Source organism: Actinoallomurus bryophytorum, from assembly GCF_006716425.1.
GTDB classification, from domain to species: domain Bacteria; phylum Actinomycetota; class Actinomycetes; order Streptosporangiales; family Streptosporangiaceae; genus Actinoallomurus; species Actinoallomurus bryophytorum.
In genome coordinates this window covers 148,043-164,454 of the sequence record NZ_VFOZ01000001.1, presented here as the reverse complement: position 1 = coordinate 164,454, position 16,412 = coordinate 148,043, and the positions used below count along the sequence as shown (strand labels likewise).

Below are 16,412 nucleotides of genomic sequence, written 5' to 3'. Positions count from 1 at the left end.
ACGGTCCATGCGCGCCAGGACGGCCTATGTCCGCCAGAACGGACTATGCCCGCCAGGGCAGGCGGGGACTAGTGCACGACCAGCTCGCGGGCGGGCACGTCCCGGTCTGGTTCGTGATGGACACCAGTGGGGACGGACCGGTGGGGATCGATCGGCGGGGACGGACCGGTGGGGATCGATCGGCGGGACCGATCGGTGGGGACCGATCGGCGGGGTTCTCGCCCACGTCGCCTGGTGCAGTGGCTACGCACCAGGCGGGCCTGGGCCTGGGCCCGAGCCCAGGCCCGGGGCCGGGTATGCGGCGGCCGTAACGGTTCGCCCGCGGCGTCGTTGGGGTCCCGGCATTCTGCCCATCAAGGACCTTCACCGTGCCGTCCGTTCGCTGAGCCGGTGGTCGTTCGGGCCGGTCGTCGGCGGCGGCCGAGTGGGCACTAGGCTGGCTCGGTCATGGGTGTTGAGCTGAAGAGCCCCGTCGGGGCGCATGTGCCGGTCGCCGGGGGGCTCGCCACCGGTGGGCTGCGTTATGCGGCGCAGGTCGGGGCGGAGGCGATCCAGGTCTTCGTCAGCAACCCGCGCGGGTGGGCGATGGCCGTCGGGAAGCCTGCCGAGGACGAGCGGCTGCGGGCGCACAGTGAGGACACCGGGATGCCGGTGTTCGTTCACTCGCCCTACCTGATCAACCTCGGGTCGCCCAACCCGGACACGGTCACGAACTCCATCGCCATGATCCGGCACTCGCTGACGCGCGGTGCGGCGATCGGGGCGCGTGGTGTGGTGGTGCACACCGGCTCGGCCGTGTCCCAGCCGCGCGAGGACGCCATGCGGCAGGTGCGCGAGCATTTGCTGCCGCTGCTCGACGAGATCCCCGCCGACGGTCCGGACCTCCTGCTGGAGCCGATGGCCGGACAGGGCGCGATGCTGTGCGCGACCGTGCAGGACCTCGGGCCGTACCTGGACAACCTCGACCGGCACCCACGGGCCGGGGTGTGTCTCGACACCTGCCACACGTTCGCGGCGGGCCATGACCTCGCGGCACCCGGCGGCGTCGCCAAGACCCTGGAGGCGCTGGCCGCCACCGCCGGCGAGGGGCGGCTCAAGCTCATCCACGCCAACGACTCCAAGGACGCCTGCGGCTCGGCCAAAGACCGGCACGAGAGCATCGGCGCGGGACAGATCGGAGCCGAGCCGTTCGCCGAACTGTTCCGGCACCCGGTCAGCCGCGGTGTGCCGTTGGTGATCGAGACGCCCGGCCGCAGCGCCGACCCGCACCGCGCCGACATCGAGACCCTCAAGGCGCTGCGCGACACCTGAGTCGTACACCGGGTCAATGACCCACCGTGCCAGGTGGAGAAGACGAGACGGCCGCCGGCGCGCCGGGATCAGGACGGTGCGCCCGTGTCCGACGGGGGGCAGGCATGGCACGCGGGGCCGCGTCCCAGCTCCACAGGGGTCACGACGGCATCTGGGCCGTGCCGCTGCTCCACAGCGTCACGACGGCATCCGGGCGGCGCCCCTGCTCCGCAGCGGCCACGACGGCATCCGGGCCGCGCCGATCTCCCACACAATCCGCGCCGCGATCGGCACCCGGGCTGCCATGCGCCCGGACGCGAGGGCCTCAGCCCGGACCGCGGATTCCGCACAGCACCCGCCGACGCAGGTCCAGAGCACCGTCCGCACGCCCGTCCGGCCTTGTCACCGTCCGGCCGACCAGGATCTCCACCACGACCACCAGACCGGGCTGCGGGCGTGGCGAGGAGGCCCCAGACGCTGCCCAGGTGGCAGAGGTCTCTGGGGAGCCGGAGTCCTGAAGACGGTCGCCGGGGTACCGAATCCGTACCTGGGGCAGGATCGGCTCGGCCGCGCTTCGGTACGGCGGCCGTACCGCCATCACCTGGGGCCGGGCCGCACCCAGGTTGAGCGGTCGGCAACGGCTGCGCCGGACAGTGACGCCCGGAGACGCGCCGGCGCGCTGCCGGGCGGGGGCCAGGCAGGCAGAGGCCAGGAAGGTGCCGGTGGATTCGTCCATCGCGCGGGCTCATCAGCACGCCGAGCCCTGCGGCCGGTTGCCGCGCTGGACATCACGCGCTCGCCGGGGCCCGGCGCCAGGCGGCCTCCCGCACAGGGGGCGGAACCGCCGGCCGGGCAGGCCGAACCAGTCGATCACGCTCTCGGCCGGTCCCAGGGCGGGACCACAACAAAGATCCATCTGGCGTGTGAGGGTCATGGTCGGCCCCTGTCGGCCGTGCTGACCGGCGGCAATGGCAACGACTACACCATGTCCGAAAAGGTCATGGCCGGGACCTGCATCCACGCGGCAGCGGCCGGGACGGGCATGGAGGCGGCCGATCCGCGTGCTCGCAGGCAAGGGCTACAGCCCCCGCGTGATCCGCACCCACCTACGTCGTCGCCGTATCGCCGCGGCCATCCCCGAACCCCGTGACCAGCAGGCCGGCCGACTGCGCCGTGGCTCACAAGGCGGCCGGCCAAACGGACTTTGACCCACTGACCTACCGGCGAAGTACAAGACCACCCAGGCCTACCCCGAGGCGCGGTAGCGGCTGGCCCCTCGCTGGGCGGTGGTGACCGAGACCTGGAAGCGTTCGGCGGCCCGTCGTAGCGGCCAGCCGTCTTCGACGACACAACGGGCCAGGCGTAGACGCCCGGTCTCGCTCAAGGGTGCGTTACGGTGCGGCGTGCGGCATGAGGGGCTTCCTGGTCGGTGTAGATGTCGCAATCCACACCGAGCCAGAAGGCCCTCACCCAGCACAAGATCATCGGCCCCGTGTCGCCGTCACCAACCTCCGTGGTCAGTACAGCTAGTGCCAGATCGTGATCGTGGCGCCGTGCGGCTGCGGGGTGCCGGGCGGGGGGTTCTGGCCGGTGACGATGTCGCGGCCGTGGCCGCCGCTCACGTTCACCTGGAAGCCGTTCTGCCGCAGCAGCTGCCTGGCCTGCGGGATCGGCTGGCCGACGACCTGCGGGACCGCGCCCTGTCCGCCGTCGTTGTCCTTGCAGAACGGGTTCCACCACTGGCACTGGCCCTTGGTGACCGTCAGCTGGACCGGGGAGCCGCTGTTGACCTGCTGACCCGGCGGCGGGTTCTGCGCGATCACGGTGTTCTCGGGCTGGTTCGGGGCCGGGTCCTGCTCCTGCCACTGGACGTTCAGGCCCAGCTTGGTCAGGGCGGCGTTGGCCTGGTCGCGGCGCATGTTGACGAGGTTCGGCATCTTGATGCCGCTGCTCACGACCAGCGTGACCGGTTCGTCCGGGCTCTGGGTCTGCCCGGCGGCGGGCTTGGTCTTGATCACGTAGCCGCGCGGGACCGTGGTGCTTTCCTGCTGCACCTCGTCGCCGGCCTGCAGGCCGGCGCTCTTCAGCCGCTGCTTGGCCTGGTCGAGCGGGATGCCGTGCACGTCGGGTACGTCTACGGGCTTCTTGCCCTTGGAGAACACCAGCGTGAGCAGGGAGCCTTTCTTGACCTCCGTGCCGACCTTGGGCTGTACTTCGGCGACCTTGTCCTTCGGGACGTTGTCGTCGTACCGCGAGTCGCCGCGTTTGACCTTGAGCCCGACCTTGGCGGCCTGGACCCGCGCGTCCTCCTCGGACAGGCCGACGAGCTTGGGCACGTGCTCGGTGTTGCCGACCGTCACGGTGTAGACCAGCCCGCCGAGCAGGAGGATGACCACGACCGCGGCCGCGATCACCCCGTACAGGCCCGGCGGTCTCAGCAGGCGGTCCTTCAGGCCCGCGGGAGGCGGTGGCGGCGAAGGGTGGTCGCCGTGCCCGATCGCCATCGTGTGCGGGCCCAGCATCTGGGTCCCGGAGCCCGCGTTGAACGTGTGCGTCGCGCTGTCGGGCGTGGACGCGGCCGCCAGCGCGGGGGTGGTCGGGTTGGTGGCCGTGACCGGCGTGACGTCCGCGAGCGTCTCGTCGATGTCGCGCGGCAGGGTCCGGTAGACCTCGCCGGCGGCCGTGTGGAAGTGCACCGCGTCGGAGGGACGGCGGGCGGGGTCGCGGTTGGTCGCGCTGGCCACGAGCGCGTCGATCTGGGGCGGCAGCCCCGGGATCACGCTGGAGGGCAGCGGCACGACCTCGTTCACGTGCTTGTACGCGACGGACAGCGGCGTGCCGCCCTGGTGGGGCTGGCGTCCGGTCAGCAGCTCGAACAGCATGATGCCCGCGGAGTACACGTCGCTGCGGCTGTCCGCGTCGCCCGAGAGGACCTGTTCGGGAGCGAGGTAGCCGACGGTGCCGATGAGCATGCCCGTCTTGGTCTGCTTGCTCGCCGACTCCGTACGTGCGAGGCCGAAGTCGGCCACCTTGATGCGCCCGTCGGCGTTGAGGAGCACGTTTTCGGGCTTCACGTCGCGGTGGACCATCCCGGCGCGGTGCGCGGCCGCGAGCGCCGCGAGCACCGGCTGCATGATCTCCAGCGCCTGACGTGGCCCGAGCCGGCCGCGTTCGGTCAGCAGGGCGCGCAGCGTGCGTCCGGGGACGTACTCCATCGCGAGGAACACGTAGCCCTTGTCGGTGCCCTGGTCATAGACCGCGACCACGCTGGGGTGCGACAGGGCCGCGGCGTGCTTGGCCTCGGCGATGAAGCGTCGGACGAACTCCGCGTCTCCCACGAGGTTCGCGTGCATGACCTTGAGCGCCACCGTGCGCTCAAGCTTCGTGTCATGGCCGACATAGACCGTGGCCATGCCGCCCTGGGCGATCCGCGCTTGGACGCGGTAGCGCCCGTCGAGCACCTGCCCGACTAGTGGGTCCGCAACCGTCGTATCCATCAGGAGGGAGTGTATTCGGGTTCAAACCTCCAAGCCCCCGCCAGCCCACGGGAAAGCATGGATCCTTGATCTGATCGAGATCAACCGCCTGACGCGCTGAGCCCCTCCCAGGGCGACGAGGATTGCGCGTACCGCCGCTTGGGTATCCGCCCCGCCAGCCGTGCCATCCGGCCCGCCTCGACAGCGTGACGCATCGCTGAGGCCATCAGGGCGGGTGACTGCGCCCGCGTCACCGCGGTGGCGAGCAGTACGGCGTCGCAGCCCAGCTCCATCGCGAGCGCGGCGTCGCTGGCCGTGCCCACGCCCGCGTCGAGGATGACCGGCACCCCGGCGCTCTCGACGATCAGCTCGATGTTGTGCGGGTTGCGGATGCCGAGCCCGGACCCGATGGGGGAGCCGAGCGGCATCACGGCCGCGCAGCCGGTCTGCTCGAGCCGTCGGGCGAGCACCGGGTCGTCGTTGGTGTACGGCAGGACGACGAAGCCGTCGTCGACGAGCTGCTCGGCCGCGTCGGCCAGCTCGATCGGGTCGGGCAGCAGCGTCCGCTCGTCCGCGATCACCTCGAGCTTGACCCAGTTGGTGTTCAGCGCGTCGCGTGCGAGCTTGGCCGTCAGCACCGCCTCGCCGGCGGTGAAGCACCCGGCGGTGTTCGGCAGCACCCGGATGCCGCAGCGTACGAGCACGTCGAGCACGGAGCCGCGGGCGCCCGCGTCGACACGCCGCATCGCGACCGTGGTCAGCTCGGTGCCGGACGCGGTCAGCGCCTCCTCGAGCACGCTCATGCTCGGCGCGCCACCGGTCCCCATGATCAGCCGGGAGCCGAACGTCTCTCCGGCGATGACGAGCGGATCAGGCATGCTCAACCTCCCTGTACGGCGGTCAGCACCTCGATGCGGTCCGCCTCCCGCACGATCGTGGTCTTCCAGTCGGCACGCGGCACGACCTGGTCGTTCAGGGCGACGGCCACGCCGGCCGGCCGCACGGTCACGGAGGCCACGACGCCCGCGACCGAGGAGCCGTCCTCGGCCTCGTGCTCGGCGCCGTTAACGGTGATCTTCATACTCTCCTCTCAGAACCGGCCGGGTGAGAACGGCCGAGCCACCTCGGGCATCTCGCCGGTCGCCAGCAGCTCGGCCATGGCGTCGCCGGTCACCGGGGTGTAGAGCACGCCGTTGCGGAAGTGCCCGGTGGCGAGCAGCAGCCCCGGCATCGCCGTCGCGCCCATGATCGGCGCGTTGTCCGGGGATCCGGGCCGCAGCCCGGCAGTGACCTCGGTGAACTCCAGCTCGGTGATGCCCGGCACCAGCTCGCGGGCGTCGCGCAGCAGCTCCCACAGGCCGCCCGCCGTGACCGTCGTGTCGAAGCCCATCTCCTCCTGCGTGGCACCGAGGACGAGCTCCCCGTCGGTACGGGGGACGAGGTACACCGACGAGCCGCGTACGAGACCGCGGATGGACCGGCCCAGGATCGGTGTGGCGCTCCGCAGCCGTACGACCTGGCCCTTGACCGGGCGTACGGGCGGCAGCAGCCCCGGGGGTACGCCCTTGACGTCCTGGGTCCAGGGCCCCGCGGCGAGGACGACCTGGTCGGCGTGGATCTCCCCGCCGTTCTCGAGACGTACGCCGGTGGCGCGCCCGTCCCCGGTCAGCACCTCCGTGACGCGCTCGCGTACGAGGGTGCCGCCCAGCCGCTCGACGGCCGTCAGCAGCGCGGCCGTCAGGCGCCGCGGGTCGATGGAGCCGTCGGCGGGCGCGAGCAGCCCGCCGCGTACGGACGGGGCGAGCATCGGCTCCAGCCGCCGGCACTCACGGCCGGTGAGGGCCTCGGCGGGGATCCCGAGTGATTCTTGGAATCTGCGCAGCTTGTCGACCACGGCGAGGTCGTCGGCGTCGAGGGCGACCTTCAGAGTGCCGTCGTCGCGGTAGCCGGTCCGCTGCCCGGAGACCTCTTCCAGCTCCGCCACGAACGAGGAGTACCGGTCCCGTGAGGCGAGGCCCAGATGGAGCAGCGCCTCCTCGCCGTAGGAGAGCTCGCTGACCGGCGTGAGCATCCCGGCGGCGACGTGGGAGGCCTTGGTCGCGGGCTCGGGATCGGCGACCGTGACGCGAAGACCGCGTCCGAGTGACCGCCAGGCCGTCGCGAGCCCGATCACACCGCCACCGACGATGACCACGTCGTCCACTCTGGCGCTCCCTTCGCCGGCATGATCCGGATCAGGTCCAGAGCCCGGCGATATGCCGGGCTCTTGCGGTCGGCGGCCCATCTGCCGCCCTCTCAGCCCGGTATGCCGGACTCCCGCGCTTCGGTCTCCTAGCCTACGTCCTCGCGTGTCGCCTAAGGTCGCGTGCATGGAGCGCGTGATCATCGTAGGGGGCGGCCTGGCCGGGCTGCGGACCGCCGAGGCGCTTCGCGCCCAAGGTCACACGGGCGGCCTCACGCTCGTCGCGGGCGAGCCGTACCCGCCCTATGACCGCCCGCCGCTGTCCAAGGCCGTGCTCAGGGGTGAGACGGGGGACACGACGGTCGCCGCCGACTGGGAGGCACTGGGCTGCGAGCTGCTGCTCGGCCGCAGCGCGACCGGGCTGGGCGAGGACCTGGAGACGACAGAGGGGCCGCTCGGGTTCGACGGACTGGTCATCGCGACCGGCGCGAGCCCGATACGCCTCCCGGGCGACGGGCCCCAGCACGTCCTGCGCTCCATCGACGACGCCCGTACGCTCCGCGCCGGCCTGCGCACGGGCGCCCGGCTGGTCATCATCGGCGCGGGCTGGATCGGCGCCGAGGTGGCGACGGCGGCCACCGCGGCCGGGTGCCGGGTGACCGTGGTCGAGGCGGCCGACGCGCCGCTCGCCGGCGCCATCGGCGCCGAGGTCGGCTCGCGGACCGCCGCCTGGTACGCCGAGGCGGGGGTCGAGCTGCGCCACGGCCTCAAGGTCGCCTCGGTCCGGCCCGGCGGCCTCGAGCTCGCCGGCGGAGGCTCGATCGAGGCCGACGTGGTGCTGACCGCCGTCGGCGTACGGCCCGAGACCGCCTGGCTGGAGGGGTCCGGGCTCGCGCTGGAGAACGGCGTCGTCGCCGACGAGCGGCTGCGTACGACACGGCCCGGCGTGTACGCGGTCGGTGACTGCGCGGCGTGGTGGTCACCGCGGTTCGGCCGGCGGCTGCGCGTCGAACACTGGGACACCGCCCTGAACGCCCCCGACGTCGCCGCGGCCAACCTCCTCGGCGGCGAACGTGCCTACGACGCCGTGCCGTACTTCTGGTCCGAGCAGTTCGGGCGGATGGTCCAGTACGCAGGCCACCACCCGATCGCCGACGCGATGGTCTGGCGTGGCGATCCCGAGTCCGGGGGATGGGCGGTGTGCTGGCTCGCCGGGGACCGCCTGGTCGGTATCCTGACCGTCAATCGACCGCGTGACCTGCTGCAAGGGCGGCGGGCCATCGCGTCCGGCGCCTTCGTCGACGGCGCGCGGATCGCCGATCCGGCCGTCGCCGTCAAGGCGGCCGTACGCGCGGGCTCTTAACCGACCCGGCAGAGTCGAGACCACAAATGAGGTTTCAGATGGGGCACAAGATGGTAAGCAGGCATGCGTGACGCACACCGTTGCCGAAATCGAGATCGACCGACAGACCGACGCACTGGTGGGCGAGTGGCTCACCCTGCCTGAGACGGCCGAGAGCCTCGGCTTGGATCTCAAGCGCGTCAAGCAACTCCTCCGGGACCACAAGCTGCTGGGTGTCCAGCGCGAGGGCGGGCTGAGTGTTCCCGCCGCGTTCGTCCAGGAGGGCCAGCCCCTGAAGGGCCTGCAGGGCACGCTGACCGTGCTCGCGGACGCCGGCTTCGGCCGGGCCGAGGCGCTGAGGTGGCTCTTCACCGCCGATGACTCGCTGCCCGGGACGCCGGTGCAGGCTCTCGCCGAGCACCGGGTCAAGGAGATCAACAGGCGCGCGCAGGCGCTCGCCCTTTGAGGTCGGGCGGTCCCGCCCGGCAGGGGAGAGGATTCCGGCTTGCGTCTTCCCACTGACCGGGCGGTCGCCCTCCGGGCCAAGCTCGGCCGGGCACGTCTCTACCTGTGCACCGACGCGCGTGAGGCCCAGGGCGACCTGGAGGACTTCCTCGACGCGGCGCTGGGCGGCGGCGTGGACATCGTCCAGCTCCGGCAGAAGGGCCTGGAGGCCCGCCAGGAGCTGGAGCACCTCGCCGTCTTCCGCGCCGTGTGCGACCGGTACGGCGCGCTCCTCGCGGTCAACGACCGCGCGGACATCGCGCATGCCGTACGCGCCGACGTGCTGCACCTGGGCCAGGACGACCTGCCGGTACGGAAGGCACGCGCGATCGTCGGTGAGGACATCCTCATCGGCCGGTCAACGCATTCGGAGGAGCAGGCGGCCGCCGCCGCGGTCGAGCCCGGCGTCGACTACTTCGCCACCGGTCCGACCTGGCCGACGCCGACCAAGCCCGGCCGTCCGGCTCCGGGGCTCGGCCTGCTCTCGTACGTGGCCGGCCGCAAGGTCGCACGGCCGTGGTTCGCGATCGGCGGCATCGGCCTGGACAACCTCGACCAGGTGCTGGCCGCCGGGGCGAGCCGGGTCGTGGTCGTACGCGCGATCACCGAGGCCGAGGATCCGCGCGAGGCGGCGGCGGGTTTCGCGCGGAGACTGCGCCACGAGCGATTTTCACCCGCGGTTCACCCGGGAGACACACCCTGATGCGCGACAATGGTGTCCATGATCGGCAATCCTGACGACGAGCGCCCCGTCGAGCTCTCCGACGACGACGAGCTGGACGTGCTGCCGGATCAGACGCGGGACGACTCCGACACCGGATGGGGCGAGTGGCGCCAGGTGGACGAGGACGCCCGGCTTCTGGAGGAACGCCCGCCCCACTGGTGACGCTACTGGTGGATCGGCAGGCCCAGGCCGAGCAGGAACCCCGCCAGGATCACCAACGCCAGCGCGAGGACCAGCCGGCGGTTACGTCGCAAGCGAGGCGCGCGGGCGGCCGGACGCGTGCGTACACCTGCGGTCTCGCGCTCGGTGACGTGCTTCTGCTCTCCGGTGTCCAGTCTCATGCTGGTGCCGGTGCTCATGCTGACGTTCGGTCGGTCATGCCTCATTCTTAACCCGGCATGATCGTTATGTCCGGCGAACGCTCATGCCGGTCACATTGCCCGCCTTCGGCTCAAACAGTGCGTGCCGTCGCGACGACGGTGAGTCCCGAGAGCGCCTCGCGGCCCTCGGCGCCGAGGGGCGCGGCCGCCAGTGCCGCCTCGGCGTCCGCGGTGTACCCGTCGATCATCTTCTCGCAGGCGTCCAGCGCGCCGGTCGCCACGATGATCGAGCGGAGCGTCTCGACCCCGTCGAGGTCGAGCGCCGGGTCGCCCAGCAGGGTCTCCACGGTCTGCGCCTGCGCCGTCGTCGCCCGCTCCAGGGTCAGCGCGACGAGCACCGTCCGCTTGCCCTCGCGCAGGTCATCGCCTGCCGGCTTGCCGGTCTGCGCCGGGTCGCCGAAGACGCCGAGGACGTCATCGCGCAGCTGGAACGCGATGCCGAGCGGCATCCCGTACGCCGAGAGCTCCGCCACGGACTCCGATCCGGCCAGCGCGGCACCGAGCTGCAGCGGCCGCTCGATGGTGTACTTCGCGCTCTTGAAGCGCACGATCCGCAGGGCCTCCTCGACCATCGCGTGGCCCGCCAGGGGACCCCGCGCCTGGCCGCGCATGTCGAGATACTGACCGCACATCACCTCGGTGCGCATCAGGTCGAAGATCGGCCGGCCGCGCCGCAACGCCTCATCAGGCAGTCCGCTGCCCTGGAACATCTCGTCGCACCAGGTCAGGCACACATCGCCGAGCAGGATGGCCGCGCCGGCGCCGAACGCCTCCGCGGATCCGCGCCAGCCGGACTCGGCGTGCAGCCCCTCGAACCTCCGGTGCGCCGCGGGCTGGCCGCGACGCGTGTCGCTGCCGTCCATGACGTCGTCGTGGATCAGCGCACCGGCCTGCAGCAGCTCCAGCGAGGCCGCGGCGGTGAAGAGCTCCGGGCGATCTTCGCCTCCTGAGCCACGCCAGCCCCAGTAGCAGAACTCCGGACGGAGCCGTTTGCCGCCGGAGAGCAGTGAGTCGAGGGCGGCCAGCATCGGCGCCAGATCACCGGAGACGGCGTCGAGCAGGGGGCGCTGGCGGTCGACGAAGGCGTACAGCGCCTCGTCGACCTCTTTGCGTATTCGACTTGCGACCACGAACCTGAGACTAGTGGTCCGCCCGTACCGGCCCGTTACGCTGTTGGTCATGACTGCCGCTCGCCCCCGAACCATCCGAGAAGTCCTCGCCGCCGGAAAGACGACGTTCTCGTTCGAGTTCTTCCCTCCCAAGACCGAGCAGGGGGCGCGCAACCTCTGGCAGGCGATCAGGCGCCTCGAGGTGCTGCAGCCGACCTTCGTGTCCGTGACGTACGGCGCCGGCGGTGGCAACCGTGATCACACCATCGACATCGTCGAGCGGATCGCCACCGACACGACGCTCACACCCGTCGCGCACTTCACCGCCGTCAACCACTCGATCGCCGAGCTGCGCCAGCTCATCGGCAGGTTCGCGGCGGCGGGCGTCAGCGATCTGCTGGCCCTGCGCGGTGACCCGCCCGGCGACCCGATGGGGGAGTGGGTGCGCCATCCCTCCGGTGTCGAGTACGCCGAGGACGTCGTGCGGCTGATCAAGTCCTCGGGTGACTTCAGTGTCGGGGTGGCGGCGTTCCCGTACAAACACCCGCGTTCTCCGGACATCGAGAGCGACACGCGTTACTTCGTGCGCAAATGCGAGGCCGGAGCCGACTACGCGATCACGCAGATGTTCTTCCGCGCCGAGGACTACCTGACGCTGCGCGACCGCGTCGCCGCCCTGGGCTGCGACGTACCGATCATTCCGGGCATCATGCCGGTCACCCAGCTGAGCACGATCGAACGCTCGGAGCAGCTGTCCGGGGCGCCGTTCCCGCGGGAGCTGGCGGAGCGGTTCGAGGCCGTCGGCGACGACCCGGAGGCCGTACGCCGCCTCGGCATCGACCAGGCCGTGCAGCTGTGCCGCCGGCTGCTCGCCGAGGGCGTGCCGGGGATCCACTTCATCACGTTCAACAAGTCGACGGCGACGAGCGAGGTCTACTCGCGTCTGGAGATCAGCGGGAGCCGTCGCGACCTGTTGGTGCCGTAAGCGCTGTTCAGGCCACCAGTCGGGCACATGCGATGGCTGGGCCGGCGGTCATGCGAACCGTCGGCCCGAACCTTCCCTGCGAGTCCTGGGCCGTCTGACGCCGAACCGTGGTCGTCCATGACGTTACGTCGGTGGTTTGGGCGGAGATCCATTTTTCCGTGTACTGCCCGAAAGTGATTCGACCGGTATCCGGATCGCTACCCGGCGAGCGGAGGGCTTCTTGATGCCTTTTCTGCCGGGACTGCTGACGGTCGCTACGATCACGCCCCATGCGCGTTGATCGTCACAGCATTTCCGAAGAGTCCCTCGCGTTTGCCCTGGCGGCCGTCCCCGAGCGGCTGGGCCGGGACGCCAAGCTCGCCGAGAACGGCGGCCCGTTCGGCATCGAGATGCTCGCCGACATGCTGCTGGACTACGCGGCGGCGCGCACCGTCGAGATCGACCCGCGCGTCGAGACCCGGGAGACCTGGCTCGCGCTGACCTCGGCCGCGTCGCTGTACCGGGACTATGCGCGCGCCCGGACCGTCCCGGCCGGCGGGGAGGTCCGCGCCTTCGTCGACTACCTGGGCGTCGGGTTCGGCTTCCTGCAGGAGCGGGACGAGAGCCTGAGTGTGCACGACTGGGTCTGGGCCTACCAGGTGGCGCTCGCCGTCGGGAAGGACGACGTCCTGCTCGGCCTCTACCCGCTGGTCCAGTCCCTGCCCGAGGACGACGACCTTCAAGGCCTTCGCGCCTTCTGGGCGAAACAGCCCGCCGAGACCTACCCGGACTCCCCCGAGGGCCGGATGCTGCGCGCGATCGCCCAAGGCGACGCCGTCGCGTTCAACGCCGCTCTGGCCGCGACGCTGGAGCAGCACCGCGAGCGGGCCGGGAGGTACCCGCGTGACCTGATCGCCTGGGGACCGCTGGCCATGGCCACGCTCGCGCACGAGACCGAGCTGCCGATTGAGGTCGAGTCCGGCTACCTTCCCGAGCGGCTGTTCACGCGCGCTGGGCCCAAGAAGCCGAGCGCGGACGGCGCGATCGCCCGCCCCGGCTTCGACGGCGACCGCGCCGCCCGCTGGCTGGAGAACGCCGGCAAGCGTTCCGAACGGAAGGTGGAGTTCGCGTTCGACCCGGAAGTGCTCATCCAGTACCGGTTCTCGGCGATGGCCGATCCCGGGGAGCACATGATGATGGCGCTGTCGTTCCGCTCCGTGCTGGACCCGCGCGCCGAGAGCGCCGTGTACACCGACGGGCTGGTCCTGGCGAGCGAGTCGTTCGCGTCGGCGTTCCGGCTGGCTTCGGCCCCGCGCGGCACTGCGATCGCCGTCACGCTGGGCGGACGCACCGCGGAACTGCCCGCGTCCGGGCCGAACAGCGACGCCTCCGACTGGACCTACGCGCGGGCCGCCGCGCTGGCATGGACGTCCCGCAGGCAGGCGGACATCGCGATCCTGGCCGCGTTCAACGCCGGCGACCTTCACTCCACGATTCCGGACACGAACTCCTACGCGCACGCGTGCCACGCCGTCCTGCGCGGACAGGACCCGCGTCCGCATCTGCGGAAGGCGCTGGCCAAGACCTCCGGCGACGAGCACTGGGAGTGCCTGCGCGACCCCCGCGCCCGGCTGCTGGAGCGCATCGCCGATGACGACGCGGACGGCTTCAACGCCGTCCTCGCCGACGCTCTCGGCCTCTACCGCGACTACTACAGCGCGGGCGACCGCATCGACGACCCGGACGGGCAGCTCTCCTTCGACGCGCTCGGACTGGCCTGCCTCGCCCACGACCGAGGCATCCCGGTGCGGGTCGAGTCCGGCTACCTGCCGCGCGCGGTGATCGAAGGACTCAGCCCACGCTGAAGACCGGCCCGCTCGCCGAGACGCCGGTGCCGGCTGCGACCAGGCCAGGGGTGACCGGCAACGACCAATGGCAACTGCTCGTGGCAGCGGCTAGCGGGCGCCGGGCGCCGCAGGTGGCGGACGCGGTTCACGTTCAACAAGTCGACGGCGACGAGCGAGGTCTACTCGCGCTTGGAGCTCAGCGGCAGCTCGGCGCCCATCACGGCGTAGAGGGGGCCGCCGCCGGGGAACCGGAAGCCGGTTATCAGGTCGGTCAGACCCAGGGAGCCGTAGAGCTTGCGGGCCGGGGTCTGCGCGTCGAGCGTGGACAGCACGACCGTACGCTCGGGCCGGTCGGCGCACAGTGAGGTGATCAGCCCACGGCCGAGCCCTCGCCCCTGCGCGGACGGGTGCACGTGCAGCTCGGCCACCTCCCAGGTGTCGTCCAGCCAGTGCCGGGCGTGCGCATCCCCACCGGTCTTGCCGAGCTGGCCGCGTACGACATCGTGCCACCACTGCCCGGCCTCGCCGTGGAACCCATAACCGAAACCCACGACGGTCCGCCCACGCTCCGCGACGAACGCACGGAACGCGGGATGGCCGGCGTGCCGCTCCATGATCATGTGCCGGCCGGGCATCTGCTCTGGCGGGGGGAGCATGGCCGCCTCGTACGTGGCCAGGAGTACGTCGAGACGTCGCAGGAACCCGCGGCGGTCGATCTCACGAATCTGCGGCGCGGCCTCACGGCGTGCCCTGAATGCTGGTCTCACGTGCCTCACTTGGGAATGAACGGCGGAACCTTCGAGAGTGCGCCGTAAATGTCCCACAGAATCTGCGTCGCCGCCTTCTTCAGCTCGCCACGCTGTGTCTCCAGATCGTTCTGCCAGCCGCGAGCGGCGGGCCCGACCCAGGCGTCACCGGCGGTGCGTACGGGAGGGTCGAGCGCCTTCTCCAGCGTGTGGGCGCTCTCGAACGCTCGCTGATAGGCCTGGTAGAGGTCGGCGTATTCGGGATTGGGACGCTGGGTATCGCCGGCGGGTGGCGGGTCGGAGGGTGACCGCAACGTGCCCGGCGAGGGCGGGTAGGTGCTCATACGCGGGTCTTCTCGTCGCCCGCGGCCTGGTGATCCCCGGCGGGTCTCCATCTCTCGCCGTCGCCCGCTGGCGGCGCGTCGGAACGCGGCTCGCCGGGAGCGGTCGGGCCGGGGTTCACGCCGGGGTTCCGGATGGGCGGGTGGCATGGAAGCCGGCGAGGCGTTCGGCGTTCGCCCGTACGGCGGCCGGGTCGGCGTCGTGGGCGGTGGTGGCGTGGGTGACCAGGCGGGCGAGTGCCTCGGAACGCGGCCAGCCCTCCAGCGCCCGGTGAAGGGTCTCGGGATGGCGGGAGTACAGCTCGACGGCGGCGTGGGGGTCGTCCGCCGCGGGCGTGATCATCGCCTCGTGCGGCGGCCGCGGTGCCGGGATCAGGTGCTGAGGCGGGGGAGTCTCCGCGCCGCCGGATCGGGGCGGCTCCGGGTGTGCGCCGACCATCTCGGTCAGGCCGAGGTGGCCGAGCGCGACCCGTGCACGATGGCCGAGGCCGGCCTGGGCCAGGACGTGCACGGCATCGTCGCGTACGCCGGCGCGGCGTGCCTCGTCGAGCATTTCGCGCAGCCACTTCTCGTTCATCGTCATGTGGTGGCTGGCGACGCCCAGCGAGGTCTCGACCGTCTTCAGGTGCGCCTTGTCCGCCAGCGCCGCCTTGATCAGCCGCGCGGTGCCGGCCGGCCCGAGCCGGTCGTACATCCCATGTGCGTAGTCGGGGTCGTCGGCGTTGGCGGCCAGTCGCTTCCAGACCGCGGCCGGAACGGGATGGTGCGCCTCGCCCGCCGTGCGAATGGCCGACGCGTCGGCGGCCCCGGCCTTCAACGCCGCGTGAACGTCCGCGAAGTTGCCGGTATGCCGCCCAGCCCCCACCGCCGTCGTACGGTGCCGCCCCCCGCCGAACCCGCCCGCGCTGACGTGCGGCATCGGATGGCCGCCCTTGCTGAGGTGGGTGATGGCGTAGTTGCGGCGCCTGGTCAGCATCCCGGACTGCCCGCTGACCCAGGTGTGCACGGCCGCGGCCTGACGGAGCCCGGTACGCGGCACGCTGGGGGGCAGTGTCCCGTTGGTACGCAACCACGCGGAGATGGCATTGGAGGCGCCACCCATCTGATGGATGAGCTGCGCCATCGCGTCGATGTCCAGGCCGACGAAATCCTTGTCGCGCGCGGCGGCGGCACGCAGATTTTCCTGTCCAGCCATGGGCCGCTCCGGAGAGTGCGCTCGAGCCTCAGGTGACCGTTGTACCACCCTGCGTCGCCCGTGTCTGCATGGCCGAATCCGCATCGAATTACGGTCCTACCGCACGTCACATGGGGTGCAGCCGCTAACCGAAACCGCCTGGCCTCCCGGCCGCACGAGAACACCGCCGCCGCGGGCCGGAAGCTCGCGAGGCGCCGGGTCGCCCCGGCCTGGGCTCGGCGCGAGTTTTCCACAGCATCCCGGAACCTCTTGCCCCGCAAACCCGCAGGTCGGAAGGATAGGAGTGGGCTGGCGCCCCCAGGGCGGGCGGGG

General features: G+C 71.5%; 17 protein-coding genes and 1 pseudogene. 7 read left to right on the top strand and 11 right to left on the bottom strand.

Annotated features, from left to right (window positions below):
• The first annotated feature begins 447 nt into the window (after window positions 1–447).
• A complete protein-coding gene (locus tag FB559_RS00790; RefSeq protein WP_185791990.1) occupies window positions 448–1,311 on the top strand; it encodes a deoxyribonuclease IV in 864 nt (287 codons plus the stop codon).
• Window positions 1,312–1,615: 304 nt separating this feature from the next.
• On the opposite strand, the gene FB559_RS00785 is transcribed toward FB559_RS00790, so the two are convergent.
• From FB559_RS00785 to thiO, 6 genes and pseudogenes are all read right to left on the bottom strand, one after another.
• The gene (locus FB559_RS00785) at window positions 1,616–2,026 is read right to left on the bottom strand and encodes a hypothetical protein (protein WP_141952170.1); all 411 of its coding nucleotides are present in this window, start codon (window positions 2,024–2,026) and stop codon (window positions 1,616–1,618) included.
• A 513-nt stretch (window positions 2,027–2,539) separates the two neighbouring features.
• A pseudogene (locus tag FB559_RS00780) lies at window positions 2,540–2,734 on the bottom strand (hypothetical protein); the annotation flags it as partial.
• A gap of 82 nt (window positions 2,735–2,816) precedes the next feature.
• Window positions 2,817–4,787 (bottom strand): Stk1 family PASTA domain-containing Ser/Thr kinase, encoded by a 1,971-nt coding sequence (pknB, locus tag FB559_RS00775; RefSeq protein WP_141952167.1) that lies wholly within the window; start codon window positions 4,785–4,787, stop codon window positions 2,817–2,819.
• Window positions 4,788–4,867: 80 nt separating this feature from the next.
• Entirely contained in the window at window positions 4,868–5,644 is a 777-nt protein-coding gene (locus FB559_RS00770) for a thiazole synthase (RefSeq protein ID WP_141952165.1), read from the bottom strand.
• A gap of 2 nt (window positions 5,645–5,646) precedes the next feature.
• Window positions 5,647–5,847, bottom strand: coding sequence for a sulfur carrier protein ThiS (thiS, locus tag FB559_RS00765; RefSeq protein ID WP_141952163.1), 201 nt, complete (start codon window positions 5,845–5,847; stop codon window positions 5,647–5,649).
• 9 nt (window positions 5,848–5,856) lie between these two features.
• Window positions 5,857–6,969, bottom strand: coding sequence for a glycine oxidase ThiO (gene thiO, locus FB559_RS00760; protein ID WP_141952160.1), 1,113 nt, complete (start codon window positions 6,967–6,969; stop codon window positions 5,857–5,859).
• Between the two features lie 166 nt (window positions 6,970–7,135).
• On the opposite strand from thiO, the gene FB559_RS00755 reads away from it, so the two are divergent.
• The 4 genes from FB559_RS00755 to FB559_RS43555 all read left to right on the top strand — a co-directional run bounded on the left by FB559_RS00755 (window position 7,136) and on the right by FB559_RS43555 (window position 9,680).
• Window positions 7,136–8,311, top strand: a complete 1,176-nt coding sequence (locus tag FB559_RS00755) for an NAD(P)/FAD-dependent oxidoreductase (protein WP_141952158.1) — start codon at window positions 7,136–7,138, stop codon at window positions 8,309–8,311.
• Window positions 8,312–8,378: 67 nt separating this feature from the next.
• Window positions 8,379–8,756 (top strand): Rv2175c family DNA-binding protein, encoded by a 378-nt coding sequence (locus FB559_RS00750; protein ID WP_246121282.1) that lies wholly within the window; start codon window positions 8,379–8,381, stop codon window positions 8,754–8,756.
• Window positions 8,757–8,795: 39 nt separating this feature from the next.
• Window positions 8,796–9,497, top strand: a complete 702-nt coding sequence (thiE, locus tag FB559_RS00745; protein WP_141952156.1) for a thiamine phosphate synthase — start codon at window positions 8,796–8,798, stop codon at window positions 9,495–9,497.
• 18 nt (window positions 9,498–9,515) lie between these two features.
• Window positions 9,516–9,680: a hypothetical protein gene (locus FB559_RS43555; RefSeq protein ID WP_185792632.1), complete on the top strand. Its 165-nt coding sequence runs from the start codon at window positions 9,516–9,518 to the stop codon at window positions 9,678–9,680.
• A gap of 2 nt (window positions 9,681–9,682) precedes the next feature.
• Here FB559_RS43555 and FB559_RS43550 read toward each other — a convergent pair whose 3' ends face one another.
• Window positions 9,683–9,877, bottom strand: coding sequence for a hypothetical protein (locus FB559_RS43550; RefSeq protein ID WP_221639849.1), 195 nt, complete (start codon window positions 9,875–9,877; stop codon window positions 9,683–9,685).
• A 92-nt stretch (window positions 9,878–9,969) separates the two neighbouring features.
• Window positions 9,970–11,028 carry a polyprenyl synthetase family protein gene (locus FB559_RS00740; RefSeq protein ID WP_246121281.1) on the bottom strand — a complete coding sequence of 353 codons (1,059 nt, stop codon included), beginning with the start codon at window positions 11,026–11,028 and terminating at the stop codon, window positions 9,970–9,972.
• A gap of 49 nt (window positions 11,029–11,077) precedes the next feature.
• Here FB559_RS00740 and metF point away from each other — a divergent pair, with 49 nt between their 5' ends.
• Together metF and FB559_RS00730 are read left to right on the top strand one after the other, a co-directional pair.
• On the top strand, window positions 11,078–11,992 hold the full coding sequence (gene metF, locus FB559_RS00735) for a methylenetetrahydrofolate reductase [NAD(P)H] (RefSeq protein ID WP_141952152.1): 915 nt from the start codon (window positions 11,078–11,080) through the stop codon (window positions 11,990–11,992).
• 269 nt (window positions 11,993–12,261) lie between these two features.
• Window positions 12,262–13,836 (top strand): immunity 49 family protein, encoded by a 1,575-nt coding sequence (locus FB559_RS00730; protein ID WP_141952150.1) that lies wholly within the window; start codon window positions 12,262–12,264, stop codon window positions 13,834–13,836.
• A 161-nt stretch (window positions 13,837–13,997) separates the two neighbouring features.
• Here the strand turns inward: FB559_RS00730 and FB559_RS00725 are convergent, their stop codons facing one another.
• From FB559_RS00725 to FB559_RS00715, 3 genes are all read right to left on the bottom strand, one after another.
• Window positions 13,998–14,585 carry a GNAT family N-acetyltransferase gene (locus FB559_RS00725; RefSeq protein WP_246121280.1) on the bottom strand — a complete coding sequence of 196 codons (588 nt, stop codon included), beginning with the start codon at window positions 14,583–14,585 and terminating at the stop codon, window positions 13,998–14,000.
• A 5-nt stretch (window positions 14,586–14,590) separates the two neighbouring features.
• Entirely contained in the window at window positions 14,591–14,908 is a 318-nt protein-coding gene (locus tag FB559_RS00720) for a hypothetical protein (protein WP_141952148.1), read from the bottom strand.
• A gap of 115 nt (window positions 14,909–15,023) precedes the next feature.
• Entirely contained in the window at window positions 15,024–16,100 is a 1,077-nt protein-coding gene (locus FB559_RS00715; RefSeq protein WP_141952146.1) for a hypothetical protein, read from the bottom strand.
• Window positions 16,101–16,412 lie beyond the last annotated feature (312 nt).